This window comes from Herbiconiux sp. 11R-BC (assembly GCF_049472555.1).
Taxonomy (GTDB): Bacteria; Actinomycetota; Actinomycetes; order Actinomycetales; family Microbacteriaceae; genus Herbiconiux.
Map to the genome: position 1 here is coordinate 462,515 of NZ_JBCEBO010000002.1, position 19,565 is coordinate 482,079.

Here is a 19,565-nt window from a genome sequence, read left to right on the forward strand (position 1 = left end):
CGCCCCGACAGCCGTCGGGAAACTCCGCGGTCGCGACTAGGCGAGCAGCTTGGCCTTGGCGGCGGCGAACTCGGCGTCGTCGAGGATGCCCTGCTCCTTGAGCGCGGCGAGCTTCTGCAGCTCGGCGATGAGGTCGAATGCGGGCGCGGCGGCCGGGGCGGCGACGGGAGCGGGCTGCTGGGCGGCCACGGCGGCCGCGGCGGCCGCGTTGATCTGATCCTGTTGCTGGGCGGCGGCGGCCTGCTGCTGCAGGGCCTCGTTCTGCGCGTTCTGCTGCGCGTGGCGCTGCATGCCTCCACTGACGGCGGTGGCGGTGCCCGCCACGACGGCGGTGCGGGCGGCGAGGCCGATGAGGCCGGGGCGGCCCATCCGACGGAATCCTGGCATGGTGTTCTCCTTCTGCTGCTGATGCTGCGGGGGCGGGGGCGGCCGCACGGCGGGCGCGGCCGCGGGTCGTGAGGGGCCGGCTCAGCCGGCGGCGAGCTCCGCGAAGACCTCGTTCACGACGGGGGCCGGGATGCGGTCGGTGCTCACCACGTAGCCGTTGCCGGCGGCGAGCTTCTCGGCCAGCTTCTTCGACCAGGTGAGTTCGATCACGAGCAGCGCGGCCGAGGTTCCCGGCTCGAGCTCCGAGGCCAGCTCCTCGATGTCCTCGGCCGAGGCGAGGCCGGTGGCTTCGAGCACGAGGTCGCCGAGCCCCACGGCCTCACCGGCGTCTTCGAGCTCGAGGATCTCGATCGTGCCGTCTGCGCCTCGCGACACGAACAGCAGGTCGAGCAGGCGAACAGTGCCGGCGTCGACCACGTCGAGGAACGCCTCGACCACCTCGGGCCCGGGGCGCTCGCCCTCGAAGCCCACGAGCATCAACTCGACGGGACCATAGCGGAATTCGGGCATCATGACCTCTTCTCGTCGCGGCGCCGCTGGGTTCGCGGAGGCAGTTCCCTCGCCGACGTTCCGCACGTTACCAGCCCGCGCGCACGCCTGACCAGCGGCCTAGGCTGAGCGAGTGCTGACCATCGACCGGGACATCCTGCGTCTGGCGGTTCCCGCCCTCGGAGCCCTGGTCGCCGAGCCGCTCTTCCTGCTCACCGACACGGCCCTCGTGGGGCATCTGGGGGCGGATGCCCTGGCCGGCCTGGGTGTGGCGAGCACCGTTCTGCAGACGGCCGTCGGCCTGCTCATCTTCCTGGCCTACGCCACCACACCCGCGGTGGCCCGGCGCCTCGGCGCGGGCGACCGTCCTGGTGCGATCCGCGCCGGCATCGACGGCATGTGGCTCGCGCTGGCCGTCGGCGTGGTGCTCGCCCTCGTGGGCTGGCCGCTGGCCGGCACGCTCGCAGGCGCCTTCGGCAGCACGCCTGCGGTCACGGCCGAGGCCACCACCTACCTCACGGTGTCGCTGATCGGCCTGCCCGGGATGCTCGTGGTCATCGCCGCCACCGGCCTCCTCCGCGGCCTGCAGGCCACCCGCACCCCACTCGTGGTGGCGGTCTCGGGCTTCGCGGTGAACGCGGCACTCAACGCCCTGCTCATCTACGGCGCGGGCTGGGGCATCGCCGGTTCGGCGGCCGGGACGGTGCTGGCGCAGTGGGGCATGGCGGCGGTCTACGTGACCATGGCGGTGCGGGCCGCGCGGGCATCCGGCGTTCCCCTGCGTCCTGGGCTCGACGGAGTGACCGGCGCGGCGGCGTCGGGCGGCTGGCTCTTCGTGCGCACGGCGAGCCTGCGCACGGCGCTCGTGGCCTCGACGGTGGTGGCCGCCTCGCTCGGGGTGACGCAGTTGGCCGCGTTCCAGATCGTGATGACGATCTTCTCCACCCTTGCCTTCGTTCTCGACAGCCTCGCGATCGCCGGGCAGGCGATGATCGGGCACGGACTCGGCGCGTCGCAGGTCGAGCGGGTGCACGCGGTGACGCGGCGGCTGGTGGGCTGGGGAGTGCTGTCGGGTGTGGTGCTCGGCGCCGTGGTGGCGGTGCTCGCGCCGTTCGCCGGCCGGCTGTTCAGCCCGGATGCGGGGGTGCAGTCGGCGGTGACCGTGACGCTGTGGGTGATGGCGGCCGGCATCCCGCTCGCCGGTTTCGTGTTCGTGCTCGACGGGGTGCTGATCGGGGCGGGGGATGCGCGCTACCTCGCGCTGACCGGCCTCGTGAACCTGGCGGTGTACGCGCCGCTGCTCGCGGCGGTCGCCGCTGCGGTGGCGCAGCCGGCCGGCGCGGACGGCCCGGACGGCACCGCCGGCCTCGTGTGGCTGTGGGCGGCCTTCGGTTTCGGCTACCTCGGTGCCCGGGCGCTCACCCTCGGCCTCCGCGCCCGCGGCTCCCGCTGGATGGTCACCGGCGCCCCGTCCTGACCACCCGCCGCTCAGACCTCGACGACGTCGCCGGTGACGGCGACCGACACCGTGCCGGCGAAGTGGGCGGTTGCCCGCCTGGCCGCCTCGGCGCCGGTCAGGCCGCCGTCGATGTGCGTCAGCACGAGCCGTTCGACCCTTGCGGCAGCGGCGGCGCGGCCCGCGTCTTCGGGGGTGAGGTGCACGGGGTCGTCACCGGACGCATCCGCGTAGCCGACCTCGGCAAGCAGCAGGTGGGCCCCCTCGGCGAGCTCCTCGAGTGAGATGCACGGCGCGGTGTCGCCCGAATAGGCGAGCCGCCGCCCGGCTGCGGTCTCGTCGACCGTGAGCCCGAACGCCGGCACCCCGTGCTGCACCGGACCCCACGAGAGCGTCAACGGACCGAACACCGCCTCGCCCCACCCGCTCATCGGGCGGAAGTCGAACACCCGTGGCAGCTCCGCCACCGAGTTCGGCCCGAGGAAGGCGGCGAGCCGGTCGAGCAGCCCCTCGGGGCCGATCAAGGGAATCGGATGCGCGGGCGTCAGCTCCGCGAACCGCAGGGCGTAGTAGGCCACGAGCAGGTCGGCGGTGTGGTCGGCGTGGCGGTGCGAGATCCAGATCGCGTCAAGCTCGGCGAGCGCGGTGTGGCGCTGCAGCTCGGCGAGCGTTCCGGTTCCGGCGTCCACCCACACCGTGGTGCGCCCGCCCGGGTCAGCCGCTCGCCCTTTCGCGCCGACGTCGGCGGCCGCACCCGGCTTCGCAGCGACGCCCACCTCCCCGCTCTGCACGAGGTACCCCGAGCACGCGTTCCCCGGCCGCGGATAAGGAGTGGCAGTGCCGAGCACGGTGAGTCGCATTCCCCCATTGTGGCCGCGCGCCGCCTCCCCCGCCTCACACCCGGTCGGCGCCCGCTCCCCGCCCGGTGCCGCAGCGCCCGGCCGCTCAGCGCTCGGCGTCGGCCTCCGCGTACTCGCGGAACAGCTCGTGCTCCTTCTCGCGCCGCGGATAGAACACGAGCACCACGATCGCCCCCACCACCATCGTGACGATGCCCGTGGCGTAGGCCCAGTCTGCCCCGTCGAGGAAAGACTGCCGGGCCGCGTTCACGATGCCGTCGGCGTACTGCGGGTACTGCTTGGCGATCGTGATGGCCCCGTCGAAGGACTTCTGCAGCTGCGCCTGCACGTCGCCCGTCACCTGGCTCTGCACCGCCGCCGGCGCGGCCGCCACCGAGCGCGCGATGGCCGAGGCGTACCCCGCCGTGAGGATCGACCCCAGCACCGACTGCATGATCGACCCGCCGAGGTCGCGCTGCAGGTCAGAGGTGCCCGAGGCCATGCCGGCTCGAGCCACCGGCACCGAATCGGTGAGCGAACGCGAAGCCGGTGGCCCGGCGAGCCCAACTCCGACGCCGATGAGCGCGTAGCCGAGCCCCACCGGCAGATAGCTCGCCCCCACGTCCCAGAACAGGAACATGGTGACGAACCCGAGCAGGCAGAACCCGAAGCCGAGCAGGAACACCACCCGCGCGCCGTACCGGATGACCAGCCGGCTCGACGCCGGCGACGCCAGCACCATGAGAACCGCCGCCGGCAGGATGGACGCTCCCGCCTCGAGCGCGGTGTATCCCAGCACGTTCTGCAGGAAGAGCTGTCCCACGTACATCGCACCCATGAGCGAGCCGAACACGATGATGCCGCCCACCGCCGCCACCCAGAACGTGCGCCGCCCCGCCACCCGCAGCTCGTAGAGCGGGTTCCGCGCCCGCCGCTGGCGCAGCACGAAGCCCACGCCGGCCAGAACCGCCACCCCGCCGAGCACGGCCGAGAACAGCCCGGCCCCGGGCACCGCGGCGAAGTTGATGGCGAGCACGAGCGCGGCCACCAGCACGATCGAGAGCACACCGCCGAGGTTGTCGACGGGCTCGGTGCCCTCGTTCACCTTCGCCGGCACCACCGTCACCACGAGCACGAGCGTGAGGGCGGCCAGGGGCAGCGTCATGAGGAAGTCCGAACCCCAGTCGAAGATGCCGATGAGCCAGCCAGAGGCGAGCGGGCCGAGCGCCGAGATGGCCCCGCCGAGCCCCGACCAGAGCGCGATCGCGGCGATGCGCTTGGGCCCGCTCCAGAGCGCGGCGATGAGCGACAGCGTCGTCGGGTAGGCCATTCCGGCGGCGACCCCGCCGAACACCCGCGCCACGAAGAGAACCTCCACCGAGGGTGCGAAGGCGGCCAGCAGGGCGGCCGGGATGCTCAGGGCGAGACCGAGCACGAGCATCCGCTTGCGCCCGTGACGGTCGCCGATGGCGCCCAGGTAGAGCACCGAACCGGCGAGGCCGAGGGAGAACCCCACGGCCACGAGGTTGAGCGCCGTCTGCGAGGCGTCGAAGTCCTGACCGATCGACGGCAGCGCGACATTGGCGACCGAGAGGTTGAGGTTGGCCACCCCCGCCGCGAGGATGAGCGCCGTCAGCACCAGCCCGCCCCGAGCCGGCGCCGCGCCCGCCGAAGCGCCCGCACCCGCACCGCCGCCGGAACCCGCGTCAGCAGAAGCGCCCGCGCCGGCACCCGCCGCACGATCCGCAGTACCCGCAGACCCACTCATCGCATCCTCTCCGCCGCCCCGCCCGGGGCGTCTGAGCACGACAGTAGCGGATGCCTCAGGCGGCCGGGCCCGTCGTGTCACCCCTGTGGAAAACGCAGGCGAATCGCACCGATTCCACAGGCTCGCCCGCGATGAGTGCAGCCACGGCGGCTCCCGCCGCGCGCCCTTTCTCGGCGGCGGGCTGCCGCATGGTGGTGAGGTCATGGGCGGTCAGACCGTCGATGCGCACGCCGTCGAATCCGGTCACACTGAGCTCGCGCGGAACCTCCAGGCCGAGCTCGTCGGCCGCCTTCAGCGCACCCACGGCGAGCAGGTCGCTCTGCGCGAGGATCGCCGTCGGCCGTTCGCCCGCGGGCCCGGCCAGCAGGGCTCGGGCGGCCCGCGCGCCCTCGTCGACGAGGTTGTAGCCCGCCGAGTGCACGGCGGGAGAGGGGAACACCCGCAGGGTTCCCGCGAGGCGATCGGCCGTCACCGCGGTGCTGATCGCGCCGAAGCGCGAAGCCGGCACGGGCGCGGTCGCGCGGTGCGCATCCGTCGCCAGCGTGATCACGCCGACACGGCGGTGCCCGAGATCGTGGAGGTGCCGGGCGAGGCGTTCGGAGGCGTCAGCGTTGTCGAGCCCCACGTCCACCACGCCCTCGGCCACGCCGCCCTCGATCGACACGACCGGAACGCCCCGCGCGCGCAGCGCGACGACGCTGCTGTCGAGCACCGGACTGCACCCCATGAGCACGGCGGCGTCGATGGCCGCCGACTGGATGCCCGACCCGGCCGGCCCGGTCTCCGTCATCAGCAGCAGGCCGTTGCTCTCGACGCCGAGCCCGGTGGCGATTCCGTCGAGGGTGGCGATGTTGACCGGGTCGCGGAAGGCGAAGAGCAGCCGCTCGTCGAAGACGATGCCCACGACCCCCGAACGGCCCTGGCGCAGCGAGCGGGCGCGCGGGTCGGGTCCGGAGTATCCGAGAACGGCAGCCGCGTCCATCACCTTGGCGCGGGTGACCGAGGAGACCGGGCCGGCGCCGCTGAAGGCGAGAGAGGCGGTCGAAGCCGAGACCCCCGCGAGGCGTGCGACATCGGAGAGCGTCGCGCGCGGTTGCTCGGGGCCGGACATGGTTGCTACTGTAGTCGAATCGATTCGATCGAATCGATTCGATGCCCGACCGCAATGGATGCCGCCGCCCGCGCCGCAGCACCCGCGCTCCGGGCGCATCCGCCCTCACCGAACGGACCGAAGCACCTCATGGCCGAGACCCTCACCCGCCGCCAGCTCCTGGCCTGGCGCAACGCGGTCTTCGTGATCTTCGCGCTGAGCGGCATCTCGATCGCGAGCTGGGTGGCCCGCCTGCCGGCCGTGCGCGACCAGCTCGGCATCGACACCGCCCAGGTGGGCCTTCTCATCTTCACCATGTCGGCCGGCTCGGTGATCGGCCTGATCGCCGCCCCGCCCATCATGCTGCGTATCGGCGCCCGCGCGGGGATGGTGCTCGCCCTCTGCACGGTGGCCCTCGGCACCGTCATCATCGGTCTCGGCACCGCCGTGATCGGCACGCCCGTCGCCGTCGCCATCGGCCTCGCGCTCTTCGGCTTCGGCAACGGCGCGGTCGACGTGATGATGAACGTCGAGGGCGCCGCCGCCGAGCGCGCGATCGGCAAGACGCTCATGCCGCTGATGCACGCCTTCTTCAGCTTCGGAACCGTGGCCGGCGCGGGCCTCGGCGCCCTCGCCTCCGCTCTCTCGATCAGCGTCGCCGTGCACCTGCCCGTCGTCGCGGCGATCATCGTGGCGAGCGTCCTCATCGCGGTGCGCTTCGTGCCGCGCGGGGTGGAGACCGATGACCCGGAGCTCAGCGCGCCCAAGGTGCCGCTGCGCGAGCGTCTCGTCGCGAGCCTGCAGGTGTGGAAAGACCTGCGTCTGCTCGCCATCGGCGTGATCATGCTCGGCATGGCCTTCGCCGAGGGCTCCGCCAACGACTGGCTCGCCATCGCGGTGGCCGACGGCTACCACCAGAGCAACACCACGGCAGCCGTGGTCTTCGGGATCTTCACGGTCTCGATGACGGCCGGCCGCATCCTGGGCGGTCCGGTGCTCGACCGCTTCGGCCGGGTTCCGGTGCTGCGGGTGAGCGCACTGCTCGGGGTGATCGGCATCGCCGCGTTCATCTTCGCTCCCGTGGGCGCGCCCGGAATCGCCTACGCCGGCGCCGTCTTCTGGGCCCTCGGATGCTCGCTCGGCTTCCCGGTGGGAATGTCGGCCGCCGCCGACACCGACGACCCCAAGCAGTCGGCCGCCCGGGTGAGCGCCGTCGCGATCATCGGCTACATCGCCTTCCTGGTGGGCCCGCCGGTGATCGGCCTGCTCGGTCACGAGTACGGCATCCTGAACGCGCTCCTGCTCGTGCTCGTTCTCGTCGTGCTCGCCGGCCTCTTCTCGCCCGCCGCGCGCGAGCGCCACCGCCGGCCCGCTACCGCGCCGCTCACTCCGGCCCGGTAGCGGCTACGCTCTTCAGGTGCGACTTGTCATTGCCACCTGTTCGGTCGATTACGCGGGCCGTCTGAGCGCCCACCTGCCCCTGGCCAAGCGTCTGCTCATGCTCAAGAGCGACGGCAGCATCCTGGTGCACTCCGACGGCGGCTCCTACAAGCCCCTCAACTGGATGAGCCCGCCCTGCACGGTCACCGAGCTCGAACCCGACGAAGCGCAGGCGGATGCGGGCATCACCCAGCTCTGGAAGGTCACCCAGAAGAAGACCGACGACGTGCTGATCGTCTCGCTCCACGAGGTGCTGCACGATTCCTCGCACGAGCTGGGCATCGATCCGGGTCTCGTGAAAGATGGCGTGGAGGCGCACCTGCAGAAGCTCCTGGCGGAGCAGATCACCCTGCTGGGCGACGGGCACACCCTGGTGCGGCGCGAGTACATGACGGCCATCGGGCCGGTCGACATCCTCGCCCGCGACTCCGAGGGGGCAGCGGTTGCCGTCGAGATCAAGCGCCGCGGCGACATCGACGGCGTCGAGCAGCTCACCCGCTACCTCGAGCTGATGAACCGCGACCCGCACCTCGCGCCGGTGCAGGGCGTCTTCGCCGCGCAGGAGATCAAACCGCAGGCGCGCACCCTCGCCCACGACCGCGGCATCCGCACCCTCCTCCTCGACTACGACGCCATGCGCGGCCTCGACGACGCCGACAGCCGCCTCTTCTAGCCCTTCAACCGACGGCGTTTCGTTGCCCGAACCAGAAACGACGGAGTCTCACCCCGCATCCGCCCGCCCGCTCCGTCGTTTCAGAGCGCCGAGGCGCCCCGCTACCCTGTTCTGATGGCCCGCCCCGCACCCGGCTTTCCCAAGTCCTACGCCAACCGCCCGCTCCGCAAGGCGCTCGAGACCTTCCGCGCGCTGCCCAATCGCGCAACGCTCGATGCGCTCCTCACGTCGATGCGGACAGGCGGCCTCATCGTCGACATCACCGGAACCACGGATGCCTCAGACCCGCAGGTGCGCACCCTGCTCTCCACCGACGGCGAGCTGGTGCTCCCCCTCTTCACCTCGCTCGCCGAGCTGCGTCTCGCGCTGCCGGCCGAGCAGCGCGCCTCGGCGAAGGCCATGATCCTCGCCGCCCCCGATGCCCTCGCCCTCGTGGCGACCGCCGATTTCGTGGCGGTGCAGTTCGACGCGGGCAGCATCGCGCAGGTCGTCAAGCGAGAGTTCGTCGAGGCCTGAGCAGGAGGCGGACCCCGGCGGTCAGTTCGCGAGCCCGAACCGCCACGGGAGCGCGTCGACGCTCAGCCGAACGCGGCCAGCGCCAGCGTCGCGAGAGGAACGATCACGGCGACCCCCAGCACCCCGAGCAGGGCGAACCGGGGCCAGGAGATCTGCACCCCGAGGGCGGTCACGCGCTGGTGCCAGAGCAGCGTGGCGAGCGAGGCCCAGGGCGTCACGAGCGGACCGAGGTTCACGCCGACGAGCAGTGCGGCGAGCCGGAGCGGGCTCCCTGCCACCGGCTCGAGCACGAGGTAGGCGGGCAGGTTGTTGATGCCGTTCGCGCCGAGCGCGCCGACGGCGGCGAGGTGCAGCAGGCTCAGGGGGTCGTCGCCCGTACCCGAGACGGCGGCGAGCGCCGACTCGAGTCCGTGGGCGTGGGCGGCCTCGACCAGCACGAAGAGGGCGATCGCGATGCCGAGCGCCTGCCACGGGATGAGGCCCATCCGCAGCGCCGACCGGTCGCGCACCAGGAATGCCACGAGGAGAACCGCCGCCGCCACCCCCGCCGGGACGGCGACCGGCAGCCCGGAGACGAGCAGCGGAAGGAGGAGCACCACCACGACGGCCGCGATCACGAGCAGCGTCCGATCGACCACGGGCGTGGGCGCCGCCGTCTGGTAGCGGCCACGCAGCGACCGCCGGAACACCAGCGACAGGATGACGACGCTCCCGAGCACCCCGACGACCGCGGGCGCCCACACGACCGCGACGTACCCGCCCACCCCGCCGAAGGCATCCGCCGCGAGCAGGTTGGTGAGGTTCGAGACGGGAAGGAAGAGGGATGCCGTGTTCGACAGCCAGATGGCCGCGATCGCGAAGGGGAGGGGCGAGATGCCGCTGTGGAGCGCGAGCACGACGACCACCGGGGTCACGAGCACCGCGGTGGTGTCGAGGGAGAGGAACGCGGTGCAGAGCGTGGCGACGAGCAGCACGAAGCACCAGAGCAGCCAGATGCGGCCGCGGCCCCAGCCGGCGAGGCGTTCGGCGAGCGCCGTGAACACGCCGGCGGCGCTGGCGAGCTCCGCCACGATCGTGATCGCCACCACGAACGCGAGCACCGGGCTCACCCGCTCCACGAGGGCTCCGAAGTCGGCCAACGGCAGCAGGCCGGTGAGCACGGCGACAGCCGCCAGCGCGAGCAGGCCGAGCGTGATGATCGGCCCGACGCGGCGGGCGGAGGCCGGCGGGTCTCCGGGGGTGTCAGGGTGTGCGGGGCGGGCGTGCATCGTCGGGTGAGTCTATTGCGGTGCGGGCCGCCCGGCACTCCCTTCCACCCGATTTCGCCCGCACGGTGGGTGGCACGAGCAGGGCGACCTCGCGCCACCACCATCCGCAGCCCCGCGCCGCCCCGACCGCGCCACCCATAGGATGTCTCGGGTGACCCGCGAAAACCCGTCCAAGCCGTGGTCGTGCATCCTCTTCGACCTCGACGGCACCATCACAGACTCCGCTCCGGGCATCATCGGGCGCCTGTCGCGCACGCTCCAGGCCATGGGACGTCCCGTGCCGCTGCCGGCCGAGCTCGTGGCGTTCGTGGGGCCGCCCATCCTGGAGGGCTTCCGCGATGTCGCGGCGATGAACGAAGACGAGGCCAAGGAAGCCCTGCAGGTCTACCGCGGACTCGCCGCGAAGGAGGGCCCGCAGGACGACGCGGCCGTCTTCCCGGGCATGCTGGGGCTGGTGCGGGCGATCCACGCCGCGGGCGTGCCGATGGCGATCGCCACCTCGAAATCGGAGGTGCAGGCCCTCCGCATCCTCGACCACCTGCGCATCGACGACTGCTTCGCCGTGATCTGCGGCTCGTCGGAAGACGAGACCCGCAGTGCGAAGGCCGATGTCGTCGAAGAGGCCCTGCGCCGCCTGCGCGAGCAGCAGGTCGATCTCTCGAACATCGTCATGGTGGGCGACCGCGAGCACGACGTCAAGGGAGCCGGCGCCCACGGCGTGCCCGCCATCATGGTGGAGTGGGGCTACGGCTCGCCCGCCGAGGCTCTCGGGGCCATCGCCGTCGTGCACTCCGTCGACCAGTTGCGCACCAAGCTCATCTGACGCGTTCTCCGCCGTCCCCGCCGGGCGGCGCCTTCGCGGAGACACCGGATGCCCGCACCACCGCTCTGGGGACGGGGCGCGGGCATCGCGGGTCGCGTCTCAGCGGCTCCGGCGCACCATCCGGAGCATGAGCACGGTCGAACCCGCGCCGAGCAGCAACGTCAGCCCGGCGAACCCGAGTGCCGCGAGTGGCTCGGAGCCGGTGTTGGCGAGCGCGCTTCCCGTCCCGGAGCCCGAGGCGACCGCGACCCCTCCGCCGGTTCCCGCACCGCCGCTCGGGGTCGACGTGCTCGGCGGCGTCGAGGTGGCCCGCGGAGTGGGCGTCGCCGTCGGGGTGGCCGTAGCCCGCGGGGTCGGGGTCGGGGTGGGCGTCGGCGTGGGCGTCGCGGCTGGGGTCACACTTGCGACGAACGGCATCACGTCATCCACCGGCGCCGTCTCAGGATCGCCGTTGCGCACGTCCGCGATCACCCGGAGGCTGCCGGAGAACGCTCCGGCCGTTCCCGGTGTGAACGTCACGTCGAAGGTCGGCGCTCCACCGGGGCGGTAGATGTCGCCGTTGCCAAACACCGCATTGACCACGGTGACGCGCGCCGCCGGGTCGCTCGTCGTCACGGTGATGTTCCGCTGGTCGAACTCCAGAGGATCGATGCCGAAGACTTGAATCGTGATCTTCTTGGTCACGGAGGTTCCCGCCTTCACCGACCCCAGGTCGAGCGTGGCCGAACCCGCAGGGTTGACCAGTTCGAAGTAGGCGCGGGGCGTGGCCAGCGAGTGACCGACGAAGGCGATGCTCTGCGAGTACGTGCCCGGCCGATCGCGGTCGGTCGCGGTCAGAGTGATGTTCTGCAGGGAGTCGGTGCCCGCCGACGGTGCGGTGTACTCGACGAGGAAGCTCCCGAGCGCACCCGGCGCTATCACCGTGGTCGAGCTCAACGTCGTGGACTTCAAGGTGAACGGGGCCGCAAGCGCCGTGAGCGGTGCGGAGTCGATGGTGATCGAGTCGATCCCGTTGTTGAGCACCGCGATCGACCGACGGATGACCGTCCCCTGTTTCTGATAGCCGAAATCGGGTTGCAGGGCGGTCAACGCGAATGACACCTGATCGGTCGGCGCCCGATGCACCGCGGCGGGTGCAGCCGGCGGCGCTGCGACGGCCGGACCCACCGACATCACGGCGGGAGCGACCGCCAGCGCGGCCAATCCGAGAAGGGCGGCGATGCGTCGCGTGCGTCGTGGGTCTGGCATGGGGTGTCTCCCTCGGGAACGGCCCGATACTCACCGGGCGAAAGCAAGAAGGAGACCGCGTCAGGTGCGCCCTCCTGGGTCCACCGTGCCCGCCGCCACGACCCCGGCGTTATGAGCAATGCCTACTCATCGGCGCCCGGCGCATCCCGTTCCAACCCGATGCTCACCCGCCCTCCGTACTATGTGCGCATGGGCGACTTCACCTCCGTCATTCCGAGCATCGTCGTGTTCGCGGTGGTCGTGGGCGGCTCGATCGTGGGCCTCTCGGCCCTCCGCCGCCGCGCCCGCCGCCGCCTCGCGGCGAGTGCCGGAACACCGGGCGCACTCGGGGCCGCCGGCCGGACGAGCGGCACGATCGCCGGCAACGGCACCCCCGGCGGCGCCCCGGTGCGCGTCGCCGTCGCCGACCTCGTGCGCGCCGCCAACATCCAGCTCGTGCAGATGGACGACGCCATCCGCGACAGCGAGGAAGAGCTCCAGTTCGCCCTCGCCGAGTTCGGCGAGCAGAGCACCCACGACTTCGCCGAGGCGATCAGCACCGCCAAGCAGCGCGCCTCCGAGGCCTTCGCCCTCAAGCACCGCCTCGACGACGAGATGCCCGACTCCGAGCAGCAGCAGCGCGACTGGAGCAAGCGCATCCTCGCCCTCAGCGACTCCGCCCTCGCCCTCGTGACCTCGCAGTCGCGCGCGTTCGCGCAGCGCCGCCGCGCCGAGACCACCGCTCCGGATGCCCTCACGCGGGTTCGCGACCGCGTCGCCGAAGCGCGCCTCCGGCTCCCCGCGGCCGCCATCACCCTCGCCGGCCTGCGCAGTTCCTTCGCCCCTGAGGCGATCGCCGACGTCGCGTCGAACGACGCCACCGCCGCCGGGGCCTTCGACGAGGCCGAACGCAAGGCTGCAGAGGCCGAAGCCGCCCTCACGGCCAACCCGCTGGCCGCCACGAGCCGTGCGGTGCAAGACGCCGAGGCCGAGTTCCGCCGCGGGGTCGCCCTCCTCGACGCGGTCGAGCGGATGCGCGACTCGCTCGCCGCCGCCACCTCCGGCCGCGCGGCCGCCCTCGAGCGGGCACGCACCGCCCACGCCGAGGCGGCGGCGCTCCGGGGCAGCATCGAAGACGCGGATGCCGCGACCCGCATCGTGGAGGCCGCCGCCCGCCTCGACGAGGTCGCCCGCGCCGCGGCCGCCCGCACCCCACCGCACCCGCTGGCCGATCTCGAGGCACTCGGCGCCGCCTCCGCCGGGCTCGACGAGGCCTTGGCCGTGGCGCGCACCGCGCAACAGCGCCTCGACTCGGCCCGCACCGCCCTCAGCGGCGCGCTCGCGATCGCGACGAGCCAGATCGACACCGCCGGGGACTTCATCGCCGGCCGCCGCGGGCTGGTGGGCGCGGATGCCCGCACCCGCCTCGCCGAGGCCCAGCGTCAGCTCTCGCTCGCCCGGCTCGAGGCCGATCCGGTGGCCGCCCTCGACGGCGCACGCCGCGCGGCCACCCTCGCGACCGACGCCGACTCCCTGGCCCGCTACGACGCGAGCGGCCTGCGCGGCTGAGCGCGCCCTCCCACCGCCGGTCGCCGACCGGGCATACTGCCTTCATGGGAGCAGAAGCGGTCACCGCCGTGACGGTCACCGACGCCTCGGGCGCCGTCACCGCACACGCCCCCGAGGTGAAGGCCGTGCTCGAGAGCCGTGAGCTCCTGCTCCGCACACCCCTCCGCCGCGTGCTGCCCGTCGCCGAACTCAGCGAGGTGGTCGTGACCGCCGACGGCGAGCGCCTCCGCTTCCGCCACGGCGCGGAGACCGTCGAGCTCGCGCTCGGCGCCCCCACCGCCGCCCGTTGGGCGAAGAAGCTGCTCACCCCACCGCCCACCCTCGCCGCCAAGCTCGGGCTCTCGGCCGGGCATCCTCCCCTCGTGATCGGGCCGGTGACGGATGCGCACCTCGCCGCCGCCCTCGCCGAGCTTTCTGCGGGCCCCGTCACCGCATCCGCTCCGAACCCGGTCATCACGGCCGCAGGTCCCACCGGGCCGACCGACAACAGCACCTCTGCTCGCACGACCACCGCACAGCCCACCCGCGGATCCACCCCTGCCGTCGCCCTCGCCGAGGTCGACGACGAGCTCGCTCTGCGTGCCGCTCTCGCCGCCCTCCCGCCCGCCGTGCCCGTCTGGATCGTGCACCGCAAGGGCCGCGCGCCCTTCGGCGACGCCGAGGTGCGCGCCGCGATGCGCTCCCGCGGCTTCATCGACACCAAGGTCTCCGCGGTCTCCGAGGTGCGCACCGCCACCCGCTACAGCCCGCGCCCCACCACCCCACCGGAAGACCGCACATGACCACCCCCGACGCCGGTAGCCCGGACACCGCCACCAGCGCTGACGCCGCGACCACCGCAGGCCGCCCGTCCCGCCCCACCCGCACGGGCCGCACGCGCCGCCGCCGCCCCGCCCTCCGCATCACGCTCGTCGCGATCGCCGCCGCCCTGATCGCGGCGGTCAGCGCCTTCCTGGTCGACGCCCACGTCACCTTCTCCGCCGAACGCGCACCCGTGCAAGCCGTCGCCGACGATCTAGCGGTGCACACGCGATGGAGCTACCCCTCCGTCGTCATGACCCCCGGCGATGACTCCACCGGCGCCGGACTCGTCTTCTTCGCCGGCGCCAAGGTCGATCCGCTCGCCTACGCCGACAAGCTGCGCGGCCTCGTCGACGGCGGCACCACCGTGGTCATCATCCGCCCGCCCCTCAACTACGCGATCTTCGAGTGGCGCCCCTTCAGCGACTTCTCCGCGCTCGCACCCGAGGTCACCGAGTGGTTCGTGGGCGGTCACTCGCTCGGTGGCGTCAAGGCCTGCCAGTACGCCCACGACCCGGCCGTCGCCGGACTCGTTCTGCTCGGCTCCTACTGCGCGGGCGACGAGTCCGGCCTCGGCAAGCCGGTGGTCTCCGTCTCGGGGAGCAACGACGGGCTGAGCACCCCCGCCAAGATCGAGGCCTCGCGCGCGAGCCTGCCCTCCGACACGGTCTTCGTCGAGATCGAGGGCGCCAACCACGCCCAGTTCGGCGACTACGGGGTGCAGCCGGGCGACGGCGTCTCCACCATCGACGACGAACGGATGCGCGCCCAGCTCACCGCGGCCCTCCAGCAGGTGATCCCCACCCGCTAGGTCCGGAGACGTCAAAGGCCTGGCCCGATTTCTCGAGGCCAGGCCTGATGCGTTCGTGCGCGAGGGGGGACTTGAACCCCCACGCCCTTGCGGGCACTGGCACCTGAAGCCAGCGCGTCTGCCAATTCCGCCACTCGCGCGAACTAGGAGAGATTAGCACGAGCGCGCGCCGCTCGCGAACCGGGACCGGCCCGGCGCCCGCGACCCCCCTGAGAGTGCATTAACACCCAAGACAAGTAACATCGTCGTAGCATTCACGCCTTTGACAGCGAGAACCCCCAACACAGCCGGAACGGTTCGAGCAAGGAGATCGGGAGAGACGTGGGAATACTGGACAACTTCGAGAAAGGTCTCGAGCGCGCCGTCAACGGCGCATTCGCGAAGACCTTCCGCTCGGGGCTCCAGCCGGTCGAGATCTCTTCCGCGCTGAAGCGGGAGCTCGACACGAAGGCCGCCGTGGTGTCGCGCGAGCGCATCCTGGTGCCGAACACCTTCCGGGTTCGCCTGGCCCCCTCCGACTACCAGCGCATGACCGGCATCGGCCAGGCCCTCCTCGACGACCTCGACCAGATCGTGAAGCAGCATGCGAGCCAGCAGGGCTTCCAGTTCGCCGGCCTCGTGACGATCGAGCTCGTGAACGACCCGAAGCTCACCACCGGCGTGGTGCAGATCGACTCGGCGAACCAGCAGGTCGAGGTGAACTGGATCCCGGTTCTCGACGTGGCCGGCCGCCGGCATCCGATCACCACCTCGCGCACGGTCATCGGCCGTGGCAGCGACGCCGACATCACGGTCGAAGACACCGGAACGAGCCGCAAGCACGTGGAGATCCTCTGGGACGGCACGCACGCCCAGGCCCGTGACCTCGGCTCCACGAACGGCTCGCAGCTGAACGGCCGCGCCTTCCAGAAGGCCAACCTCGAGCCCGACTCGGTCATCCGCATCGGCCGCACCGACATCGTCTTCCGTGTCGTCCCGCAGCCCACCGGCTCCCGCACCTCGGCGAGCACACGCGGCGACGCGCCCACCACCCGCATGCCGTCGAGCGACCCCTCCAGGCCGCCGCTCGACCCGGGCGGGTTCTGGCGGTAGGCGGCGGAATGAGTCAACTCACCCTTCTCATCCTGCAGCTCGCCTTCCTGGCGCTGCTGTGGGTGTTCATCTTCATCGTGGTCTACGCGATGCGCTCCGACCTGTTCGGTCAGCGCGTGCGCCGCCTGAAGGAGCCGGCCACCGCGGGCGCTGCGGCGAGCGCCGGCGCGGCCCCCGCCGCAGCGGCGGCGCCCGCGGCCCCGGCGCCTCCCGCCCCGAAGGTCCCCACCTTCGTCCCCGCCCCCGGCACCGAGTTGAGCGGCCCGCCGCGGGCCACCACGAGCAACGCGAGCCGCCTGGTCATCACCTCGGGCGCCAAGTCGGGCAGCGAGATCCCGCTCGGCACCGAGCCGCTCACCATCGGGCGATCCTCCGACTCGAGCGTGGTCATCCGCGACGACTACACCTCCACCCACCACGCCCGCCTGATGATCTGGGGCGACGAGTGGGTCATCCAGGACCTCGACTCGACGAACGGAACCTTCCTCGACGGCCAGCGGGTCACCGCCCCGGTGCACATCCCGCTGAACACGCCGATCCGCATCGGCGCCACGAGCTTCGAACTGCGGCGGTAGCGCGTGGCGATCGTGACCGTGAGCGCGGCCGTGTCCCACGTCGGCAAGATCCGCTCCAACAACCAGGACTCGGGTTTCGCCGGCGAGACGCTCTTCGCCGTCGCCGACGGGATGGGCGGGCACGCCGGTGGCGACGTCGCGAGCGCCCTCGCCCTGCAACGCCTGGCCGAGATCGACGGGCAGTACAACTCGGCGGTCGACGCGGAGTTCGCGCTGCAGGAGGCCATCGTCGCGGCCAACGCCGTGCTCACCGAGACGGTCTACGAGCATCCGGAGCTCACCGGCATGGGCACCACGCTCAGCGCCCTCGTGCGGGTGGGCCACAGCGTCGCCCTCGCGCACATCGGCGACTCGCGGGTCTACCGGCTGCGCGACGAGGTGCTCACGCAGATCACCATCGACCACACCTTCGTGCAGCGCCTCGTCGACTCCGGCCGCATCACCGCCGAGGAGGCCAAGACCCACCCGCGCCGCTCGGTGCTCATGCGCGTGCTCGGCGACGTCGACGCGGCTCCCGAGGTCGACCTCCAGGTCATGGACACGCGGCCCGGCGACCGCTGGATGCTCTGCTCCGACGGCCTCTCGGGCGTGGTGGAGCACGACGACATCGAGAAGATCCTCAAGAACCAGATCGCGCCGCGGGATGCCGCGAACGCGCTGGTCAAGGAGAGCCTCGACCACGGCGCCCCCGACAACGTCACGGTGGTGGTCGTCGACGTGCACCAGTCGTTCGAGACCCCCGAGATCACGCCGGTCATCGTGGGCTCGGCGGCCCAGCCCATCGCCTTCTCGCAGACCGTCGAGCGCCGCACCACGCGCATCCCGGGCATCCCGGGCCTCCGGCTGCACCCGCGTGGTCCGGCCTCGACCGAGCCCAGCCACTTCGAGCCCGGCTCCGAGGACTACCTCGACGAGCTGATCGAAGAGGACCGCCGCCGCAGCCGCCGGCGCAAGGTCACCTGGCTCGTCGCCGCCCTCGTGGTGCTCGCCCTCATCGGCGTGGGCCTGTTCGCCGGCTACCGCTGGACGCAGACGCGCTTCTACGTGGGCGAGTCGAACGGCTTCGTCACCATCTACCAGGGCGTGCAGCAGGGCGTCGGGCCGATCCAGCTCTCGCACGTCTTCCAGCAGACCGACCTCGAGACCGACGCGCTGCCCGACTACAACAAGCGGCAAGTGCAGAACACCATCAGCGCCGACTCGGTGACGGCCGCGCTCGAGATCGTGAAGCGCCTGAGCGACGCGGCGGCGAGCGGAACGCCGACGGATGCGACGGGCGGCACGGGCGCGCCCACCGGCACCCCGGCGCCCAGCGGCACCCCCTCGCCCGGAGCCACGCCATGACGAGCACCGGGCCCGTGACGGCTGCCCCGGATGCGCCGGCCCCGACCCCGGGGCGCGGCATCCGGCGCATCCGCGTGCCGCAGAAGCTGCGCAACCTCGAGCTGTTCCTGCTCGTGTTCGTGTGCCTGATCAACGCCTTCGCGGTGGTGCTCGTGCAGTTCGGCGCCCTGGGCTATGCCGACCTCACCGTGTTCACCCTCGGCGCCGGGCTCGCGGTGCTCGTCATCGGCATGCACGTGGCCCTGCGGTTCGTGGCCACGAACGCCGATCCGTTCATCCTGCCGATCGCCGCGCTGCTCAACGGCATCGGCATCGCGATGATCTACCGCATCGACATCGCCGAGAACCTCAGCGGCTGGGAGAGCACCGCAGTGCGGCAGGTGGTGTGGAGCGCCGTGGCGATCGCCCTCGCGCTCGTCGTGATCATCGTGATCCGCAACCACCGTGTGCTGCAGCGCTACACCTACGTCGCCATGCTCGTGGCCGCCATCCTCCTGCTGCTGCCGATGCTGCCGGTGATCGGGCAGGAGATCAACGGCGCCCGGGTGTGGATCCACGTCGGCCAGTTCTCGTTCCAGCCCGGTGAGGTCGCGAAGATCGCCCTCGCCGTGTTCTTCGCCGGCTACCTGGTCTCGCGGCGCGACAGCCTCTCGATGGTGGGTACCAAGTTCCTCGGCATGCGCTTCCCCCGGGCGCGCGACCTCGGGCCGATCCTCGTGCTCTGGGCGCTGTCGATGTCGATCATCATCTTCCAGCGCGACCTCGGCACGGCACTGCTGTACTTCGGTCTGTTCGTGGTGATGATCTACGTCTCCACCGGCCGCGCCAGCTGGGTGGTGCTCGGCGTCGGGCTGTTCCTCGCGGGCGCCGTGATCGCCGGCCAGGTGCTGGTGTACGTGAACGACCGCTTCACCAACTGGCTGGATGCGCTGAACTCCACCGTCTACGACGCCCAGGGCGGCAGTTACCAGCTCGTGCAAGGGCTGTTCGGTCTGGCCAACGGCGGCCTCATCGGCACGGGTCTCGGCGAGGGCCGGCCCGACATCACCCCGCTCGCGCAGAGCGACTACATCATCGCCTCGCTCGGCGAGGAGCTCGGCCTGGCGGGCATGTTCGCCATCCTGGCGCTCTATCTGCTGTTCATCTCGCGCGGGTTCCGCATCAGCTTCGCGGGGCAGGACGACTTCGGCCGCCTGCTCGGGGTCGGCCTCTCGTTCACGGTGGCGCTGCAGTGCTTCATCGTGATCGGCGGCGTCACCCGCGTCATCCCGCTCACCGGGCTCACGGCGCCGTTCATGGCGGCCGGAGGATCGTCGCTGGTGGCCAACTGGATCATCGTCGCGCTCCTGCTGCGCCTGTCGGACACAGTCCGCAATCAGCCAAGGCTGGTGATCTAG

General features: G+C 72.0%; 19 protein-coding genes and 1 tRNA gene. 12 read left to right on the forward strand and 8 right to left on the reverse strand.

All coding sequences use genetic code 11. From position 1 onward, the window contains the following. Positions 1-36: 36 nt before the first annotated feature. The gene (locus VD659_RS07155; protein ID WP_423260436.1) at positions 37-387 is read right to left on the reverse strand and encodes an SHOCT domain-containing protein; all 351 of its coding nucleotides are present in this window, start codon (positions 385-387) and stop codon (positions 37-39) included. 81 nt (positions 388-468) lie between these two features. Then, the gene (locus tag VD659_RS07160) at positions 469-900 is read right to left on the reverse strand and encodes a DUF6325 family protein (protein ID WP_423260437.1); all 432 of its coding nucleotides are present in this window, start codon (positions 898-900) and stop codon (positions 469-471) included. A gap of 109 nt (positions 901-1,009) precedes the next feature. On the opposite strand from VD659_RS07160, the gene VD659_RS07165 reads away from it, so the two are divergent. After that, entirely contained in the window at positions 1,010-2,353 is a 1,344-nt protein-coding gene (locus tag VD659_RS07165; RefSeq protein ID WP_423260438.1) for an MATE family efflux transporter, read from the forward strand. Positions 2,354-2,364: 11 nt separating this feature from the next. Here VD659_RS07165 and VD659_RS07170 read toward each other — a convergent pair whose 3' ends face one another. From VD659_RS07170 to VD659_RS07180, 3 genes are all read right to left on the reverse strand, one after another. Continuing rightward, entirely contained in the window at positions 2,365-3,192 is an 828-nt protein-coding gene (locus VD659_RS07170; protein WP_423260439.1) for an MBL fold metallo-hydrolase, read from the reverse strand. Between the two features lie 85 nt (positions 3,193-3,277). Beyond that, positions 3,278-4,939: an MFS transporter gene (locus VD659_RS07175; protein WP_423260440.1), complete on the reverse strand. Its 1,662-nt coding sequence runs from the start codon at positions 4,937-4,939 to the stop codon at positions 3,278-3,280. 55 nt (positions 4,940-4,994) lie between these two features. Next, complete coding sequence (locus VD659_RS07180) at positions 4,995-6,050, reverse strand: LacI family DNA-binding transcriptional regulator (protein ID WP_423260441.1); 1,056 nt, start codon at positions 6,048-6,050, stop codon at positions 4,995-4,997. Between the two features lie 54 nt (positions 6,051-6,104). On the opposite strand from VD659_RS07180, the gene VD659_RS07185 reads away from it, so the two are divergent. From VD659_RS07185 to VD659_RS07195, 3 genes are all read left to right on the forward strand, one after another. Beyond that, a complete protein-coding gene (locus VD659_RS07185; protein WP_423260442.1) occupies positions 6,105-7,430 on the forward strand; it encodes an MFS transporter in 1,326 nt (441 codons plus the stop codon). Positions 7,431-7,446: 16 nt separating this feature from the next. Then, the gene (gene nucS / locus VD659_RS07190; RefSeq protein ID WP_423260443.1) at positions 7,447-8,142 is read left to right on the forward strand and encodes an endonuclease NucS; all 696 of its coding nucleotides are present in this window, start codon (positions 7,447-7,449) and stop codon (positions 8,140-8,142) included. A gap of 114 nt (positions 8,143-8,256) precedes the next feature. After that, positions 8,257-8,658, forward strand: a complete 402-nt coding sequence (locus VD659_RS07195; protein ID WP_423260444.1) for an SseB family protein — start codon at positions 8,257-8,259, stop codon at positions 8,656-8,658. A 62-nt stretch (positions 8,659-8,720) separates the two neighbouring features. Here VD659_RS07195 and VD659_RS07200 read toward each other — a convergent pair whose 3' ends face one another. Then, the gene (locus VD659_RS07200; protein ID WP_423260445.1) at positions 8,721-9,926 is read right to left on the reverse strand and encodes an SLC13 family permease; all 1,206 of its coding nucleotides are present in this window, start codon (positions 9,924-9,926) and stop codon (positions 8,721-8,723) included. 151 nt (positions 9,927-10,077) lie between these two features. Between VD659_RS07200 and VD659_RS07205 the strand changes: the two genes are divergently transcribed. Then, on the forward strand, positions 10,078-10,749 hold the full coding sequence (locus VD659_RS07205; RefSeq protein WP_423260446.1) for an HAD hydrolase-like protein: 672 nt from the start codon (positions 10,078-10,080) through the stop codon (positions 10,747-10,749). Between the two features lie 99 nt (positions 10,750-10,848). On the opposite strand, the gene VD659_RS07210 is transcribed toward VD659_RS07205, so the two are convergent. Next, a complete protein-coding gene (locus VD659_RS07210; protein ID WP_423260447.1) occupies positions 10,849-11,997 on the reverse strand; it encodes a choice-of-anchor D domain-containing protein in 1,149 nt (382 codons plus the stop codon). A 189-nt stretch (positions 11,998-12,186) separates the two neighbouring features. Between VD659_RS07210 and VD659_RS07215 the strand changes: the two genes are divergently transcribed. From VD659_RS07215 to VD659_RS07225, 3 genes are read left to right on the forward strand one after another with little or no spacing between them, the layout of a single operon-like run. Continuing rightward, positions 12,187-13,545, forward strand: coding sequence for a hypothetical protein (locus VD659_RS07215; RefSeq protein ID WP_423260448.1), 1,359 nt, complete (start codon positions 12,187-12,189; stop codon positions 13,543-13,545). Between the two features lie 44 nt (positions 13,546-13,589). Beyond that, positions 13,590-14,327, forward strand: a complete 738-nt coding sequence (locus tag VD659_RS07220) for a hypothetical protein (RefSeq protein ID WP_423260449.1) — start codon at positions 13,590-13,592, stop codon at positions 14,325-14,327. After that, positions 14,324-15,157: an alpha/beta hydrolase gene (locus VD659_RS07225; protein WP_423260450.1), complete on the forward strand. Its 834-nt coding sequence runs from the start codon at positions 14,324-14,326 to the stop codon at positions 15,155-15,157. Before VD659_RS07220 ends, VD659_RS07225 begins: the two co-directional genes overlap by 4 nt. Before the next feature lie 56 nt (positions 15,158-15,213). On the opposite strand, the gene VD659_RS07230 is transcribed toward VD659_RS07225, so the two are convergent. Then, positions 15,214-15,297, reverse strand: a tRNA-Leu gene (locus VD659_RS07230). Between the two features lie 181 nt (positions 15,298-15,478). On the opposite strand from VD659_RS07230, the gene VD659_RS07235 reads away from it, so the two are divergent. Genes VD659_RS07235 through VD659_RS07250 form a run of 4 tightly spaced genes read left to right on the forward strand, consistent with a single transcriptional unit; the run spans position 15,479 to position 19,565 of the window. Beyond that, positions 15,479-16,249: an FhaA domain-containing protein gene (locus VD659_RS07235; protein WP_423260451.1), complete on the forward strand. Its 771-nt coding sequence runs from the start codon at positions 15,479-15,481 to the stop codon at positions 16,247-16,249. Positions 16,250-16,257: 8 nt separating this feature from the next. Then, positions 16,258-16,824, forward strand: a complete 567-nt coding sequence (locus VD659_RS07240) for an FHA domain-containing protein FhaB/FipA (protein WP_423260453.1) — start codon at positions 16,258-16,260, stop codon at positions 16,822-16,824. 3 nt (positions 16,825-16,827) lie between these two features. Then, positions 16,828-18,168: a PP2C family protein-serine/threonine phosphatase gene (locus tag VD659_RS07245; RefSeq protein WP_423260454.1), complete on the forward strand. Its 1,341-nt coding sequence runs from the start codon at positions 16,828-16,830 to the stop codon at positions 18,166-18,168. Further along, positions 18,165-19,565: an FtsW/RodA/SpoVE family cell cycle protein gene (locus tag VD659_RS07250; protein WP_423260455.1), complete on the forward strand. Its 1,401-nt coding sequence runs from the start codon at positions 18,165-18,167 to the stop codon at positions 19,563-19,565. The genes VD659_RS07245 and VD659_RS07250 overlap by 4 nt, the downstream gene beginning before the upstream one ends.